Raw genomic sequence first — 16,252 nt, forward strand, 5'->3', positions numbered from 1 at the left:
GGTGCCGTCATGATCTACTTTGACAACAGCGCCACTACGCCCATCCATCCCGAAGTTCGGGATGCGATGTGGCCATATCTTTTCGAGATCTACGGGAACCCCTCTAGCAAGTATTACACTCAGGCAAACAAAGCAAGAGATGCAGTCGAAGAATCCCGCGATCATGTAGCCCGACTTCTCGGATGTCAACCGGAGGAAGTCATCTTTACCAGTGGGGCAACTGAAAGTAACAATATGGTCTTGAAAGGTGTTGCCGACCAATACTCATCCAAGGGCAATCACATCGTGACCACGAAGACGGAACATCCCTCCATCCTTGAGACCGCGAAATACCTTGAAACCAAGGGCTATCGAGTCACCTACTTAGATGTGGATCGTTTCGCTCGCGCTGATCTTGATCAACTTTCTCGAATCGTCTTAGATACACCGTCAAAACCGATCTTGGTTAGTGTCATCTGGGGCAACAATGAAGTCGGATCTCTCAACGACCTAGAGTCGATTGCCAAACTGTGCAATGAGCATCAAATCTTTCTGCACACAGATGCCACCCAGGTACTCGGAAAGATCCAAGTCGATATGACCGCATTAGGGATCAACTTTTTATCCTGCTCTTCTCATAAACTCCACGGACCAAAAGGTATTGGGGCAACGGCGATCAAGAAACACCGCTTAGGCTTCAAAACCAAAATGACCCCCTTGCTCCACGGTGGAGAACAAGAGGGTGGGTATCGAAGTGGAACATTAAGTGTCCACAATATCGTAGGGTTTGGCAAGGCTGCCGAAATTGCTTATCGCGACCTGAAAGAGTCCCAACTGAAAATGTCTCAACTCGAAGGTTATCTGATGAGCCGACTGAGTGAAGCATTTGCTTCTTCCATACAATTCAACTCAGATGTCGAAGCCAAGATACCCGGCATTGTAAATGTTCGATTCGAAAGCGTCAACAACGAACTTTTGCTGAAAAAACTTTCGGACCATGTTGCCTTGTCAACAGGATCGGCATGTAGTTCTGGAAAACCCTCACATGTTCTCTCTAGTATGGGAATCAACGTAGATGGGATTCGTTCCTCGGTTCGTATTTCCTTATCGAAACTCAACACAATAGAAGAGATCGATCAGTTTTTGATCGAACTCAAAAAATAAAGAAGGCGGGCTGAGCCGCCTTCTTTTTATAATTTCGAGATATCCAGCGTGAAGATATCCACTGCGCGAGCTGCCATTTCTGCCTGACGTTCATCAATCTCATCTACTGTCCACTTATCGTAATTCGCCAGTTGGGCAGTCATGATCATGTCCGTATGCTGCTCATATACTCGTCTCTTCTCTGCGAACTTTTTATTCCCGGCCTTCCCTTGGGCAGATGGTCCAAGCAGCGTTAAGTTCCCAAGTCGATTCAAGTACATGTCATGCTGTTCCTTCGTGAAGAGAGCCCCCCACTCCCCCTCTTCAATCTTTGTGAAGTCCACTGTTTGAGGGAGAATATGCTCTACCGTAACGTAAGTGCGGCCGGGAGCAATCCATCTTTCAGCGTGCACAACTCTTTCAAATTCAGTAAGGATAAAGTAAGTGGGGTATGTCGTCTCATTGACGATAAGCGACATAAACTTCGCCTTAAACTCACTATCCCCCGCATTCGAAAGGAACTTCTCTGCCAGTGCACTAATTCCAAGACCGAGGCTTCTTGCGAAATCGCTAATTTCTTTTTCTATCGTTGCCGGTTTCTCTCGCATAACCGTTATGAATCGAATCATAAAGTTTAAGCACAACCTTGCAACTTTGTAGATTTTATCTTCGTCATCCGAGAAACGCTTAAAAGCAGCCAGCAGAATCGGGTGAGTCAGATCGAAGTTCAACGATTTGATCTCTTCTAAAACCACTCTCAGCGGTCCCGGATTTAATGTATGCGGGTTCTCTAGGATTCCATAGTAAGGTGCCATATGGTAGAGATCCGAGATCAACGCCTTGGATGTTTCATAACTGGTCGCGACTTCACGTACAGACTTAAAAAGACTTTGGTGAGAGGTATGTCCATAATTTGCGATCCAATAATGACGCAGGTATTTCTTTACGACTGTGCTGTCCAGTCTGCGAATCATATCCAGCCACTTGTCTTTAACTTCGTTAAAGTCTGGGCTATTTGCACAAAACTTGAACAATCTGTTCTTGATCAGATCCACTGAGGACAACTCAAGACCACGATCATTCAACGTTTCGAAGATAAGGAATGCATCCGCATCCTGTTCCACGACAATCTCAACTACTTCAAACTTAGTCAACAACACATCTTGTAACTTTTTGATTCGCCCTAATGCAACTGTGTCATCATTGGCATCAGCAATGTATTCGTTAATGCGAGAGTAGATGTTATCGAATGCATCTTTGATCGATTTCGAGGAGTTATACTCATTTCCCCGCTTGAAGCGATCTACGATCTCACGCCGGAATCCAGCATCCTTATTCCAACCGTTGACGACATATTGCTCAAAGAAGTTTCGGTTAACTTCACCTAACTTAAACTTAGATCCAACAGTCTGACCATCGTCATCTAGAAATTCGAGATATTCTTTTAACTTATTTCTCCGATGCTCTACACCTTCCAGATCTCTAAATCTGGGCTCTTGGTAGAGCCCTCGAAGCACATAGAGGAAAATGGCCACTGTTGTCAACCGCTGCTGGCCATCGATTACTTCAATTGCATCGTCAGATTTCTTCCGCTCCTCGTTGAACACAAATGCACCAAAATAGTGATTTGACTCAGTGAGAATAGTTGCTTCGAGGTCATTAAAAAGATCAGTTAACTCATTTTTGGTCCATGAATACGGGCGTTGATAGTCGGGGATTTCATAAGTGACTTTTTCAGTTAGTATTCTAACCAAATCTTTACCATTTGCAGAAATTTTCACTTGTTTGTCTCCTCAAGCATTAGATATGTATACTTTCTAAGTATAGCAGATTTCCGTCCTGTAACATGAATATCTTTTGTCTGACATACTACTTAATTACACTTCTATTCCGTACTTGTGCTCCTTACAAAGCGAACTTCCCTTACGGGGTCATTCTCCTCTAGACAGGAGTAACAGACGGTGAGTAGATTATCATAAGTATATAATGTTTTCTTTTGGACAGGCATGATCGTTAGACTGCTAACATTTTCCCCTTTGCATAATACGCACGATCTATCCCTATTCAATACTCTATAAAACAACCTGAAAGGAAAAAAATTCTTGTCTGCCTTGGTTGATCCAGTAACGTAGTTCCTCTCAGACTCCACAAACTCATTATATCTCTCTATTTCTACTCTTTCACTGAATGTATTCATCTTATCAACTGATGCAAATAGATCTGACTTTCCAGAATTACAAACAAAACAAAGTACTTGAAGATTTCCAGCAGAACCAGTCCCTAATTTACTTATCGGGGAAATATGGTCTATTTGAATATCATTATTTTTATCTATATTCGAAAAGTATGTTCCAGGATTAAGCACATCCATTATATTATTGCGTTCGAGACCGATATGTCCAGTTGAAAAACTAACACTACAAGAATTACAGAAATTATTGTGCTCAATCCTGTCAATCTTTCGATCTCTATTGTGATAATTAATAGATTGAACAACAAGATACGAAATGAACTGCTGATTATTCGCTAACTCACTCCCCTGAACTTCCCCCACTAAACATTTAATGTATTTACTCAATCTTACTACATCAGTGGTTGGAAGGCGGTTTGGGATATATGTCGCAATTAGTCTCTTTAACATGAAGTCCTTGAACTCCTCTTCGAAAGAAGATAAAAAGCCCCCATCAGGAGCTTTTGGAAATGCACTCATTATTTCTTCAATACTAAACGGAAGCATATGTTTACCTCCCGCTGAATAGCCCGTGCCGTTTTGATTGTACAGTGCCGAACGCAGCATTAATCGCCTCGTACTTGTCTGGCTCTCTTCTAAATTTGGAGAGTCCTTTCCAAGGTGACTCAAAGAAGTCATGACCCTTCCCATGCTGGTGTATCCACTGCTTAAAAACACTTCTCAAGGCAGAGTAATCTACATCCCCATTTACAAAGGTTATTTCGTGGCCGGGAATTTGTTTCAGAAGACTATAGGAATTGTTTATATAGTTAATAAAGTGATCTTGAATAAACAGCATCGAAACTTTGAGACTTAGGTGTGTTCCATTTTCTCTATTACCATTATCATCAACTTTTAGTGGTAAGTACTTCAACTCTTCATCGCTAGTGAATGCTTCCTCGATCAGATGCCATAGGTATACAAAGAATTTGAACCAACTGTCATGTTGCCAAGCCTCTTCACTTAATCCAAATTCATTTAAGACGAGGTTTCTATAGGTTTCGTATGGCCTGCCAAATGCAGCTGAAGTGGTACCTTTAAACTCTCGAAGACGTCGGACTAACGATGTTACTGTAGTATATCGAATTGCGGTCTCAGATTCTCCAGGGACACGATGCTCGATATTATTATAAAACGGATTAATTTGAACTCCATCCACTTCGACCATTGATGAATTTAATTTATTGACTATTAGAGCTTCTGTAACAGGTGCTCCAGATCTCTCTAATTGGTTTCGAAAGCTCACCAATTCATCATCTGTCAAGGATGTAGAAATAATCGAACTTAAAAACTTATTATCTATTTTCTGCGAAGTTTGGTTTATTATAACAAACTGAAACACTGACTCCTTCCAATCCGCATTGATTACTGCGCTGATTGGCATTAAAATTTCATATCCCGCATTTCCATTTGCGTACTCATCATAAATTTTACGTAATGCACCATGGGTACGATGCTGTCCATCCACTAAAAATGCAGGCTTAAGGTAGTCTTCGCAAAATGTCTCTATCTCCTCTCTCTCCTGCTCTGAAACTTCCCCTCCAGTTTCAATTCTGGCTCGGAACTCCCTCAGAAAAGTAAGAGTATCACTCAAGTAGGACTTATAATCAACAATTAACTCCTCATCAGTATCGGTTAGTTCAATTTCCGACTCCTCATCTATTTCCTCATGAGGATTATTTCCAAGCCTAATATTTAAAGATTCGATGACACTGTCAATGTCTTGAACAATATTCCGATCAACATCACTAACCCGAACCTGCAATTGTCCAAAATATGTGTTTTGAGCTAATAAACCGTCTTGAATTTCACCTAGATTTGTTATAGATCCTTCTTTGAATGTCACTAACAAAGAGTTTGGCGTGACACAACTAGAATAATGTGATTTGATTTTATCTAATCTAGAGTCATCAATCGGTCTTTGGAACAGTATTTTCTCAGTATCGCTATACTTCTTTCTTGGTACACCAGCCCAGTTTACAAGATCAGATACCCCCACCACAAAAGTTGCTAGAATAAGATTGTTATTTCCCGGCTGTTTAAAAAAAATCGCATCATAGGAATTAATCCGCACAATAATATACTCCTTTCTTTTTTAGACAATCAGTTCATATTATACTCTTCCTTATTTAATAGTAAACATTTGGAGGGTAATGGAATGCTCACCTCCAAAAACATCACAACGTCGTAAATCCTTTTTGCCTGTCATCGATGGTATGAGTACTCATTTATGGAATATACGAAATCAAATGAGGGCCAGGCCCCATTTCCTGAGCATATGCCGTTTGAGTGGTGATAAATCCTATATACAGAATCGTGATCATAAATGTGACTACCACTTTTCTCATCTCTTACTTCCTCCCCTCGTAACGTAATAACTCATTAATCATTAAGGATACCTCTAAAGCTTCTCGATAGTTCCCCTGCTGTTTATAGACCTGTACAATTAGGTCTAGGGCTTTAGACTTATCTGTTTTCATTCCCATTTTACCATAAAGCATGCTAGCTTTTTCAGCACTTTGTAAACATTGATCGTAACTTTGTCTTGAGAAGTTATATTTTGCTCTAGCAAAATAGTAATAGGGAGTATATTGTCCTGTCTCATTTCCTATCTCGTGGAATTTCCGTGTAGCCAAAGTAAAGGCGTCCGTGGCCCGTATCGAATCATCATTATCTACACATAAAAGAACAGTTCGAGAATATGTAAACAGAGCACGTTCATGTTCATTTAACTTTTCAAATTCACAACCAATATCCAATAGCGTATCAACCGCCGACAAATAACTATCCTTTACATCAAAATGGTATGCCTGAAATTGACGTACTACCTGTAACATAGAGAAACATTCCAAACTTTCATATATATTCTTAGCTTTCAATAAAAATTCTGAGTCATGGGTTGCGATAGCAGATGAGAAGTAAACATCTGCTAGTTTTCTTAGGTCAGAAACAGATTCGTAATACTTACTAGCCATTTCTAAATACTGCCTCGCCTCATCATTTATACCTAACTCATTACATGTGATGGCCAAATTATATGTAACAGATGCAGCCGTCATATCAAACGTACTCAACCGCAAAGAAGATTGATATCCTCGCATATATGCAGCATAGGCTTTTGTAAAATCCCTCATAGAGAAATAGGATGTTCCTAGCTGGTTATACGCTTTACATCTAAATTCATCATCAGCGTTTTTTCTGATTTCTAATGTATCAATTAAACCATCCAGTAAATCACAAGCCTCCTGTGCTTTTCCAATCTTATTATACAATTCTCCTTGCAATAATGCGTGAAATTGCCTCTCAATTTCTACCAAGTCGTCACGATCATCTAATTGACTTAGCGCTAATTGCGCAGCCTCATACTCCCCACGCTTCATATACGCCTCTACCAACTGCAACTTCACCCGATTGGGAAACTCGTCCTCGTCCGGCTGGTAGATCTCCTTCAGCGGGACATTCAGCCGATCCGCGATCATCTCCAAGGTTTTGACCCTGGGGTTGTTTGTGCCGCGTTCGATGGCGGAGATCAGTTGCACGGAGCAGAGGCCGTCGGCGAGTTCTTGCTGGCTCAGGCCGCGTTGGAGGCGGTGGTAGCGGACTTTCTCGCCGACTTGGACCGATTTGAGGCCGGTGGCTTTGGTGCCGCCTTTGTAGAGGGTCTTTGGTTTTTCGATGGTCAACATGGTCACCTCTTTCACGTATCCGGTCGAGTGATTCTAAAGTAGATTTTACCACCTCTGTGGGGAATTTCAAATAAAATCAGATGATTGATTCAGTTTTTCTCCCATCATGATTATAATCAGATAAAATAACGTGATTTTTATTCATACAAAAGTTCACGCAGTACTGCCAAAGGAGGGCACAGCATGAAGGTGGCAGAGCTGATCCGAAACGTTTACTTCCATGACAGCAGCATCCTCCATGTCACACGTGATGAGCGTGCGCGTGAGGTGCGTGTTGAGATCGAACTTTGCAATTGGATGCAAGCGGGTTACACGAGCGAACAGCCGGAGATCGTTGTCGGTATTTTAACTCTGCAACATGTTCAAAAATTCAGGATGCAACCGGAGCTTGAACTCTCAGCAGACGGCCATGAGATCCTGACCACGGAAGTTACGCCATCCGTACATGGGGACTATGAGACGCTGACGTTTGTGGCCCGTGGTGGAGAAGGTGTGATCGTGTTTGAGATAACTTGCCAGTCCGTCTCCTTCCACTTCCAAAACATGTAATTTTTGATTAAACAGCGAGCAGTGCCTTTGAGAGCGTCGCCCAGACGCTCATCCGGTTTGCGATGCGCATGGAGCAGGTGCTGGAACTTCGCCGCCGTGCCGACCGCTTGGACCAACAAGCGTTCGAGTACGGGGATGACACGCTCGACAGCATCCACACAAGGCAACACCTCCATCACCAAGCAGCCCAGATCCGGCATCAAGCCGATGCCGAAGCGAGCCATGCGGACGCGCAGGCATCGTCCGAGTTTCAGACGATCGCCCGGATGATCCCGCCGTCCTTGATCCCCGGTGCGGAGGCGGACGCTCCCGACGCTCTTCTCGCAGGTCTCCCGAAGCACTGGCAGGACTACTACAGCCGACACCCGGAACTGCTCGCAGAAGAAAAAGTCGCTCCCCCGCTGACGGCCGACCAGATCGAGGCCCACCGGCGAGCGGATGCGATGACGATCCTGATCCTGTATCACAAACAGACCCAGTCCCCCTGGCTCCCCGACGAAGATCGCACCGAGGCAGCCCGCGTCTACTGTGAGCAAGCCTATGGCAAGCTGAGCGCGGATGACTTGGAGAACGAGATCGAACTGATCCGGGCCGAGGAGGAAAGAAACTACCTCTGGCAAGAACGCATCCAAAACGGTGCCCCCGGGAAAGAACTGATCGAGCAAGAAGGATACACGGAGTACGCGCTTAAACAGTACTATCAGGATGGTGCCTTCCTCGGCATGGCAGCCGCGATCGCGGCTGCCGGTGGGTTCAAGCGGTCGAAGGGTCAGGGGGAGATTCCCTCAATACCTCAACCCAAGGGGCATGATGGATCGTCTCATCCCCCTAGTACTCACACAACGGTAAACTATGGTGATCACTATACGAGAGATGGTAGAAAAAAAGTATTGAAACCAAATGTGGAGTATACAACTCCATCCGGTCATACTTACAGAACCGACGATCAGGGAAGGATCATCAAAGCCGAAGGGAAACTAAGTTTAGGGTTTGGCAAAAGAAACAACCATGCCCAAAAGGTTGCTGGACGAGAAGACAGATTGCCTGATGACGATGGTGGACACCTGATTGCAAGTATTTTTGAAGGGTCGGGCAGTCTTGACAATCTTGTATCTATGAATGGTAACCTGAACAAAGGTGAATGGAAAAAGCTTGAGAACATGTGGGCGAAGCAACTTGACAATGGGAGAACCGTGGAGGTGCAAGTGATACCGAAATACTTCGGTGACTCCCAAAGGCCTGATCGTTTTGAAATAAAGTATAAAATTGGCGGAGGTAGATGGAGTAAGGTAGACTTCGAAAATGTACCGGGAGGGAAAAACAAATGAATGAGTCTCGTTTAAGTTCTCTCTATCAAGGAATTGCCGAAACAGTCGTTGCAGCCATTCCAGAGGAGTGGTCAAAGGTTTATCTGTATGGCGAGATCGCAGATGGGGTACGAAAAGCGTTTTTCTTCTATTACCCCAAAGACATTGATGCACCCGTGTATGTCCACGATATTCCTGAACTTTTCCAAGTCGATGAAGAAGAGCATGACACGTACTGGTATCGATTGCTGGATCATGTCCAGGAACTCTGGCAAGAGTTCCTGCAGGACGGAAAAGCTTGGACAAACTTTACGATGTTTTTCGATCATACGGGCACATTTAACATTGATTACGGGTATGAAGATTTATCTGACGCAGATGATCATGAACGAGCGATTCTTTGGGAGCATACGTACCTGGGTCTTGCACCAACGGATGAAACTGATCGACGGTTTTTAGAAGAACATCTGAACCGTGCCAAACCAGATCATCAATGATCGTAGATTGATCGTTCAAGTGCCAGCAAAAAAAGCGGTGGAAGCGCCATACGAGCGCCTTCCACCGCTTTTTAACTCCCCCTGACCTCACCACTTCCAAATCATGTAATTCTGCATTAAAATGGAGCCTATCCCCTATCTTCTCAGATAAAGGAGACTCTCCTATTTGATAACAGCCGACCCGAATGTTTTACTAGAACATAATCTCAAAGAGAAGAAGTTAGGAGACTGATGGCATGGCTGAACGTAACCACGAGCTGTTCGGAAAGATCTCGTACGATTACTATTGGAGTGGACAGCAGACGATAAAGATTTTTGGCAAAGAACACAACGTAATTTTGAGCATCGACGGCAATGAAGAAGGCGAGTTTCAAGATGCTCAAAAAGAAGCGTACACCAATCTGGTTCATGATATGGAGTCGATCATGGCGAAGGCTGAGGCGGCTCTTTTTGACTATTATCAAGAAGTGTACATGGAATACAGAGAGATGGTGGGTGATGACGAAGCCGACAAGATCGCGCCTAGTATCGAAAAAATGGACGAGTTGAGTGACTTGGTTGAGCCTACTCAATTGATCATTCGACGAGTGCGAAAAAATGGTGTTCGTAGAGTTGGGCTCCTTTTCGAGTGTACGTGGGAAGAGGAACATGGACTCGGTGTGAAGATTGAAAACGAAGAAGTCGTTGAGGTCGGATTCCAAGATATAGTCCTGTAAGGTGATGCTTGCGTAACAGCATCCCTGTGATCGTGCCGGAGGACGTTATGAAACTACATGGAACAATCTGTGCCAGTATCACCGATGGGTATGAACGTCTGATTCATTTAGACGTCAGTGCTCCCAAAAGAAAACTCTGGTGTCACTTGGTTAAACATGAGGAATATTTGGAAGCCGGGGAGAAGTCTGCGTATCTTTCGGTTGGTCAACGTGTGACTGTAGAGGTTGGAATTGATCTGGTGAATGAATACTCGGTTCTTGCAGCCCCGTCGTCGGTACCCCATACATTCATACAGCCGATCAGCGAATCTTCTCATGTTCTAGTCGAAGTGACTGTGACGGAAGTGGAAGATGAGTACACGCTGCTCTGTGAAGTCGAGGATTTAGGAGGAACCATCTTCGTCGAATTTGAAGAAAAGGTGGATGTGAAAACAGGAGTGACGCTCAGAGTAACGGGTAATTTGAAAGCGGAACTTTGCGGGTAATCGGTTGCCCCCACCCATACACGAAAGGAATGAGGGTACATCCTTGTGTTACAGGATTTTGCGTTACATCAGAGGGCACCGGCATCCGTTATCGAAACATATACCGGGAAAATCCCCGATGAAATGATCGCGATCTTGCAGCAGTTCGGCTTTGGCAGTGTCTTACAGGGTTATCTGAAGATCGTCCATCCTGATCGGTGGCAAGAACTGCTGAGCGACGTATATGTGCGGCATCAAGATGCGATTCCCTTGTTTGCGACCGCGATGGGCGATCTTATCGTTTGGGAAAAAGGCAGGTACTTGAATCTCTTGAACTTCCGCAAGGGTCATGTATCCGTGCTTGCATCCGGATTTGATTTTTTCTTGGATGATCTGATGGATGATGATTTTTTACGCGAGGAAGTAGATGGGGCTCCGTATCCTCAGGCCATTGAAAGGTATGGTCTGCCAACCTTCGATGAGTGTTTCGGCTACGTTCCCCTTCTCGGATTAGGTGGAGCGGAGCAAGTCGAGAACTTGAAAAAGGTCAAACTCATAGAGCACATCTATTTGATCACTCAATTCATGGGGGCTATGGAGTAATAATGAAAAACGCGGTGGAAGTGCCACGAAGGCTGCCTTCCACCGCGTTTTTATTCTCCTGATCACCGAGACTTTCCAAATCATGTGATCTCAGACGGCACAATATTTATTTGATTTTTGAAATAAACTCACTAAAAGTATCTGATACAAAATATGTTATTGGTTCTAGCTCAGCAGATTTTTCATTATCCCACACGCACACACTAGGATTTTTTCTGTCTTTTGTAAAATCCAGGCATACAAAATCACCCGCAAACAATACTACAATCGGTAAAATATCAACACCAATTAGATCTTCATGATCAGTCAATCGATCCTCAATTTGAGTCAGTGTCACATCAATATCATACATGCCTAACACATTTTCTCTAGGTGCATTCAATAAACATAGAAAACGGTCGATCGCATACTCACGACCATTACATTCAAAAGCCCCATCTTTCGTTCTGGCTCCATTATTTTCTTTTAAAAAACCCACATAATCCATTGGGAGATCAACTCTCCAATATTTCTCCTTTCTTTCGAATAACTCATCCGTTGGTAATGGATAAATGATGCTGGCTTTATCAATTAACATAATCATTTCCTCCTCCTTTTATTTTACCTTGGAGCATCTGCCCACATACCAGTTGACCTGCCACCATTATGGAGTGTAATTACGCGCTTAAACAATACTACCAAGACGGTGCCGTCCTCGGCATGGCAGCCGCGATCACGGCTGCAGGTGGGTGCAAGCGGTCGAAGGGTCAGGGGGAGGTTCCAAGCGTGCCCGAGGTGACAGGCAATCTTGATCGCGACTTAACAAAGTCATATGTACGAGATATCGAGGCGAAAACGGGACTCAAAGTTCATCATGAAAGGAAACAAGATCTACGAGGTACTCGACGAAGATATTTCAAAAGCCGAGAACAGAATGGGTATCCGTGTGCCAAATGACCTGAGACAACTGTATTCAGAGGTTTTTCATTTCCAGTTCACCACAAAATTAGTTCGGCAATTTCTCTTCAATATAGGGATGGTCAAGCAAACTGAGTCGATCTGCGGTGAAGTACTTTATCTGGTATTGGTCCAAATCATTACTGACAATTAACTGGCCATTCTCCTTTCTAAGTAATTGATCTGAACCATTTTCTAAAAATAACAGATTGCCACAACACCCCTTCATAATCTTCCCCATGATTTTAAACAAATACTCAAGTCCTTGATAAAAAGTGTTGCCGTATAATTGAACTCTAATGCAAACGTTAACATATAAGTTATAGTGATTTCTTACAAAATCTATGCCGGAAATATCTTCAATTTCAAAAGCCAATGAAAAGTATTCAGTTCCGATAACTATTTCTTCTTCATCATAGTGAACAGATATCTTTTCGTTCAAAGCGTCGTTTATCTTTTTTTGAATAACTTCTGCCAATGATTTGCAACTCAAATTAGATTCTAAAAACAATTCGAAATCCATACATATCTGTCCTCCAAATACCCGTGTGCGTCCAGCCGTCTTGACCTTGCCGAGCATGGCTTGTCACTTGTTCAAGCTGAATCGCCTGTCTCTTCATCTCCTGCGCGGCTGCCGCAAATCGATTGGCACCGTAACGCAACGTATTTGGGTCGGCTGTAATCAAATTTTGCTGTCCCCTTCGCCTAGCAATAATTTCCACACGTATCATTTTAATAGAAAGTTACATCATCCGTCCAGATCGAAAAAAGCGGTGGAAGCGCCATACAGGCACTTCCACCGCTTTTTCGTTTACCCCTGATGGATCGAGATGAGGTTGCCGCAGGTGTCGTCGAACACGGCGAGGACACCCCACTCCGTTTCGGAGGGCAGTGTGGGGAACACCACACCCAGTTTGGACATGCGGTCGTACTCGGCTTGGACGTCGTCGACGAAGAAGGAGGTCGTCGGGATGCCTTGGGTGTAGAGCGACTCTTGGTATGCCTGGGCAGCCGGGTTGATGTTTGGCTCAAGGAGCAGTTCCAGATCGTCCGGTCCTTCCGGCGAGACGACGGTCAGCCACTTGTAGTTGCCGGCCGGCATGTCCTGCTTGACTACGAAGCCCAAGACTTCGGTGTAGAACGTGCGGGCTTTTTCCTGATCGTTGACGAAGATGCTGGTGAGTTTGATCTTCATTGATGGTCCTCCCCCATGCGATGGGCTCGTGCGTGTGGCGAGCTGTACGTATTTGAATTGGATCTGTCAATTGGATGTCTGTGTCTGAGGAGAAGGTCTATCTTGTGATTTCGACGGATTGGAAGTGAGTTCCTTTCTATCGAGAGGAAAGATCTTTATTCAATTGTGTCAGGTTCTGTCGGGAGTTGGAAGCCCCAGATCGGAGTGCGCTCTTCCCACATTTTTTCGAGCTCGCTGCGATCCACTTCTTTTTCGTATTCGAATCGGTCCACCATGTTAAAGCCCAGTTCCTCCGCTTGGAGGCTCGGACCACTGTGATAGAGGAGGACTCGATCCCCTGTAGTTTTTGTAACTTGGAACTGGGTTCCTTGGTAGAGGGCGTACGATGTGACGCTGTAGGCAGATTCGATCTCACTTGGAGCTACCTCTTTGTAGTAACAGCCCTTTGTAAATTCCACGAAACCTGATTGAAGGTCCGCAGAATCAGTTGATATCAATTCAATGTTGGTTTGCCGATATGGACGGTGAGCACTGTATTCTTTGCCTTTGTATCGTGCGTTCGTACTATTTCGTGCTGCTTGCATGATGTCCCTCACCTCTCGTCATCGTTTACCAACTTCCGTAAGGCTTGGCATTTTACTACTCCGTCACGATTTCCACGAAGACGGGGTCCCTCTCTCCTCTTTGGAAGTGGGTGATCATGTAGGTTTCGTGTGTGGACATGGTGGACCAGATGTCGGGGTCTTTCACTTGGACTCGGATTTCTTTCCTTTGCGCGGTGTTGGGGTTGTAGCCTTGTATCCACAGTTTGTTGTCTTGTTCGTATTTGCTGACGATAGTGAATTGTGAGGTGGTGCTCGTTCTCCTTTCATAGGGAGCGATCCAGATCACAAGGAGGACGACAGCGATGGTGAGGAGGCTGTATCGAATGAGTTTGCTCATCCTTCTATTTTATTCCAGATTATAAAAATTTGCATCCGTCTATGATGGGTCTCTAAAATTTTGGATTTCATTTGGTATTTTCTAGAGGTGTGTTGTTTTCTAGAATCAGGGGTGTAAGAGGCGCGCTATACATGGTAAACAATTATTTATTACATAGAAGGATGGTGTTGTTTAATGGAGATGTTTTCTTTAGGGCAGCGTATCCGCGAGTTGCGGTTGAAAAAAGGGTTGACGCAGGTCGACCTTGGCAAGGGGATCTGCACGGCGAGCATGATCTCGCAGATCGAGTCGGATCGGGCGCGGCCTTCTTATAAGATGTTGTTTGCCATCGGCGAGCGGCTCGGGGTGACGTTGGATCGGCTGTTGCTCGATGTGGAGATGAATCTGGAAGCGGTCAGCCTCTTTCGGATGGCGCGGGCGATGGTGGCCGGCAAGGAGTATGCGACGGCGATCCCCCTGCTGCGGGAGTTGATCGAGATGCCGCGGGCGCAGGTGTCGCAGATGGATCTGCTGCTCGATCTCGGGGAGTGTCTGCTGCACACGGGGTCGTATGCGGAGGCGGAGCAAGCGTTGTTGCAGGTGCAAGAAGTGGCGGTGGTACGGCGGGATGCGCGGGTGGCGGCGTTGGTGCTTCGGCTTCTGGGGCAGTTGGAGTATGCGCGCAAACGCTATTCGTTGGCGGTGTATCTCTGGACGAAGGGGCTCCAGGAGGCGGACAAAATGGAGGAGCCGGACGCGTATCTGCGGGCCGGGCTGCTCTACTTACTGGGGGAGGCGCACACGAGGGTCGGGCAACGGGAGCAGGCGCTGACTTCGCTGGAGGAAGCGGCGCGGATGTATGAGGGGTTGGACAGCCTGTATGAGATGGGACATGCGTATCTGGGCCTTGGAATCTCGTATCAAAAGGCGGCCGATCTGGAGCGGTCGGTGGAGTATTCCAATCGGGCGATCGGGATCTTTGAGGGGTTGGACAATCTGCTGATGACGTTGGAGCATCAGGTGACGTGCGCGACGTTGTACGGACAGACGGGTCGCGTGGACGAGGCGAAGCAGATGTTTACCGGGGCGATCCGGCAGTTGCGCGAGTTGGGTCGGACGGAGGAGCTGGGACGTGCGTTGGTGGAGCATGCGGCGTTTTGTCAGACGCAAGGGCGGCTCGGGGAGGCGGAGACGGCGTGCTTGGAGGCGCGTGGGTTGTTGCCGGAGCAGCACGTATATCAGGCGCGGCTCAGTCGCGTGCTGGCCCGCGTCGATCTGGAACGCGACGAGCAGGCGCAGGCGATCCGGCGATATCAGGCGGCCGCCGATGCGTTTGCCCAGGCGGAGGAGGTCGGTGAATGGGGCGACACGTTGCATGAGCTGTCGTTGCTGTATGCGCGGCAGAATGAGTATGCGGAGGCGTTGCGGATCTTGGACCACGTGCGGACGGAGACACAGGTGGCGATGGAGCAGAGAGGGGTCGCGTTGTGAGGGAAGAGAAAAAGCGGTGGAAGGCGCGAAGGGGGCGCTTCCACCGCTTTTTTGTGTAAGGGACTGTTAGAGACCTTTCGCTTTTACGTCCTCGATCCGTTGCATTTCCAGTTGGTAGATGGATGGCGGGATGGGCATGTTCATGCCGAGGATGGAGATGTCCGGGTCTTGGGTATGGACCTCTCGTTCGTCGTTCTCATTGATCGACATGTATGCGACGATCTTGTTGCCACGGTAGATGTTGATCTGGATGTGCTCGGCACCGACGTCTTTCTTGTATTCTTTCTTATGGCTGTACACTTCGGCGATGACGTTGCCGTATTTTTCGTTTGCTTCGGTGCTGGTTTTGTACGTTGCATCGATCACCAGCGTCGGTTGGGGGTCTTGCTGCGTTTGGACGGCTACGACTTCGGTATATCCCTTTGCATGCAGTTTGTCTTTTACGGCATCTGCGGGGTCGGAGGACCGGGCCGTGGTTGCAAGGAAGACGAAAACAAGCAAGGCGAGCGTGCCAAACAGGATTTTTTTATTCAAG

General features: G+C 45.9%; 19 protein-coding genes. 8 read left to right on the plus strand and 11 right to left on the minus strand.

The window, feature by feature from the left end; translation table 11 throughout:
• Positions 1 to 9 precede the first annotated feature (9 nt).
• Complete coding sequence (locus OS242_RS04420) at positions 10 to 1,143, plus strand: cysteine desulfurase family protein (RefSeq protein WP_267150446.1); 1,134 nt, start codon at positions 10 to 12, stop codon at positions 1,141 to 1,143.
• A 26-nt stretch (positions 1,144 to 1,169) separates the two neighbouring features.
• Here the strand turns inward: OS242_RS04420 and OS242_RS04425 are convergent, their stop codons facing one another.
• From OS242_RS04425 to OS242_RS04440, 4 genes are all read right to left on the minus strand, one after another.
• Positions 1,170 to 2,903: a DUF262 domain-containing protein gene (locus tag OS242_RS04425; RefSeq protein WP_267150447.1), complete on the minus strand. Its 1,734-nt coding sequence runs from the start codon at positions 2,901 to 2,903 to the stop codon at positions 1,170 to 1,172.
• 104 nt (positions 2,904 to 3,007) lie between these two features.
• Positions 3,008 to 3,859, minus strand: a complete 852-nt coding sequence (locus OS242_RS04430) for an HNH endonuclease (RefSeq protein ID WP_267150448.1) — start codon at positions 3,857 to 3,859, stop codon at positions 3,008 to 3,010.
• Positions 3,860 to 3,863: 4 nt separating this feature from the next.
• Positions 3,864 to 5,426, minus strand: coding sequence for a ParB N-terminal domain-containing protein (locus OS242_RS04435; RefSeq protein WP_267150449.1), 1,563 nt, complete (start codon positions 5,424 to 5,426; stop codon positions 3,864 to 3,866).
• 277 nt (positions 5,427 to 5,703) lie between these two features.
• Positions 5,704 to 7,038 carry a helix-turn-helix domain-containing protein gene (locus tag OS242_RS04440; RefSeq protein WP_267150450.1) on the minus strand — a complete coding sequence of 445 codons (1,335 nt, stop codon included), beginning with the start codon at positions 7,036 to 7,038 and terminating at the stop codon, positions 5,704 to 5,706.
• A gap of 183 nt (positions 7,039 to 7,221) precedes the next feature.
• Here OS242_RS04440 and OS242_RS04445 point away from each other — a divergent pair, with 183 nt between their 5' ends.
• On the plus strand, positions 7,222 to 7,587 hold the full coding sequence (locus OS242_RS04445) for a hypothetical protein (protein ID WP_267150451.1): 366 nt from the start codon (positions 7,222 to 7,224) through the stop codon (positions 7,585 to 7,587).
• On the opposite strand, the gene OS242_RS04450 is transcribed toward OS242_RS04445, so the two are convergent.
• Entirely contained in the window at positions 7,491 to 8,054 is a 564-nt protein-coding gene (locus OS242_RS04450; RefSeq protein ID WP_267150452.1) for a hypothetical protein, read from the minus strand. The genes OS242_RS04445 and OS242_RS04450 overlap by 97 nt on opposite strands.
• On the opposite strand from OS242_RS04450, the gene OS242_RS04455 reads away from it, so the two are divergent.
• From OS242_RS04455 to OS242_RS04475, 5 genes are all read left to right on the plus strand, one after another.
• A complete protein-coding gene (locus OS242_RS04455) occupies positions 8,031 to 8,915 on the plus strand; it encodes a DNA/RNA non-specific endonuclease (RefSeq protein ID WP_267150453.1) in 885 nt (294 codons plus the stop codon). The two genes, OS242_RS04450 and OS242_RS04455, sit on opposite strands and share 24 nt — an antisense overlap.
• Positions 8,912 to 9,391: an antitoxin YezG family protein gene (locus tag OS242_RS04460; RefSeq protein WP_267150454.1), complete on the plus strand. Its 480-nt coding sequence runs from the start codon at positions 8,912 to 8,914 to the stop codon at positions 9,389 to 9,391. Before OS242_RS04455 ends, OS242_RS04460 begins: the two co-directional genes overlap by 4 nt.
• Positions 9,392 to 9,627: 236 nt before the next feature.
• Positions 9,628 to 10,107 (plus strand): DUF6985 domain-containing protein, encoded by a 480-nt coding sequence (locus tag OS242_RS04465; RefSeq protein WP_267150455.1) that lies wholly within the window; start codon positions 9,628 to 9,630, stop codon positions 10,105 to 10,107.
• 47 nt (positions 10,108 to 10,154) lie between these two features.
• Positions 10,155 to 10,592: a hypothetical protein gene (locus tag OS242_RS04470; RefSeq protein WP_267150456.1), complete on the plus strand. Its 438-nt coding sequence runs from the start codon at positions 10,155 to 10,157 to the stop codon at positions 10,590 to 10,592.
• A gap of 45 nt (positions 10,593 to 10,637) precedes the next feature.
• A complete protein-coding gene (locus OS242_RS04475) occupies positions 10,638 to 11,174 on the plus strand; it encodes a T6SS immunity protein Tdi1 domain-containing protein (RefSeq protein WP_267150457.1) in 537 nt (178 codons plus the stop codon).
• 106 nt (positions 11,175 to 11,280) lie between these two features.
• Here the strand turns inward: OS242_RS04475 and OS242_RS04480 are convergent, their stop codons facing one another.
• The 5 genes from OS242_RS04480 to OS242_RS04500 form a co-directional block, all read right to left on the minus strand.
• Positions 11,281 to 11,751 carry an SMI1/KNR4 family protein gene (locus tag OS242_RS04480; protein ID WP_267150458.1) on the minus strand — a complete coding sequence of 157 codons (471 nt, stop codon included), beginning with the start codon at positions 11,749 to 11,751 and terminating at the stop codon, positions 11,281 to 11,283.
• A gap of 408 nt (positions 11,752 to 12,159) precedes the next feature.
• Positions 12,160 to 12,633 carry a hypothetical protein gene (locus OS242_RS04485; protein WP_267150459.1) on the minus strand — a complete coding sequence of 158 codons (474 nt, stop codon included), beginning with the start codon at positions 12,631 to 12,633 and terminating at the stop codon, positions 12,160 to 12,162.
• 288 nt (positions 12,634 to 12,921) lie between these two features.
• Positions 12,922 to 13,305 carry a VOC family protein gene (locus tag OS242_RS04490; protein ID WP_267150460.1) on the minus strand — a complete coding sequence of 128 codons (384 nt, stop codon included), beginning with the start codon at positions 13,303 to 13,305 and terminating at the stop codon, positions 12,922 to 12,924.
• 155 nt (positions 13,306 to 13,460) lie between these two features.
• Positions 13,461 to 13,889 (minus strand): hypothetical protein, encoded by a 429-nt coding sequence (locus OS242_RS04495; RefSeq protein WP_267150461.1) that lies wholly within the window; start codon positions 13,887 to 13,889, stop codon positions 13,461 to 13,463.
• 55 nt (positions 13,890 to 13,944) lie between these two features.
• Positions 13,945 to 14,247: a hypothetical protein gene (locus OS242_RS04500; protein ID WP_267150462.1), complete on the minus strand. Its 303-nt coding sequence runs from the start codon at positions 14,245 to 14,247 to the stop codon at positions 13,945 to 13,947.
• Between the two features lie 174 nt (positions 14,248 to 14,421).
• Here OS242_RS04500 and OS242_RS04505 point away from each other — a divergent pair, with 174 nt between their 5' ends.
• Entirely contained in the window at positions 14,422 to 15,717 is a 1,296-nt protein-coding gene (locus OS242_RS04505) for a helix-turn-helix domain-containing protein (protein ID WP_267150463.1), read from the plus strand.
• A 66-nt stretch (positions 15,718 to 15,783) separates the two neighbouring features.
• Here the strand turns inward: OS242_RS04505 and OS242_RS04510 are convergent, their stop codons facing one another.
• Entirely contained in the window at positions 15,784 to 16,251 is a 468-nt protein-coding gene (locus OS242_RS04510; protein ID WP_267150464.1) for a hypothetical protein, read from the minus strand.
• Position 16,252 lies beyond the last annotated feature (1 nt).

This window comes from Tumebacillus lacus (assembly GCF_026410385.1).
GTDB classification, from domain to species: domain Bacteria; phylum Bacillota; class Bacilli; order Tumebacillales; family Tumebacillaceae; genus Tumebacillus; species Tumebacillus lacus.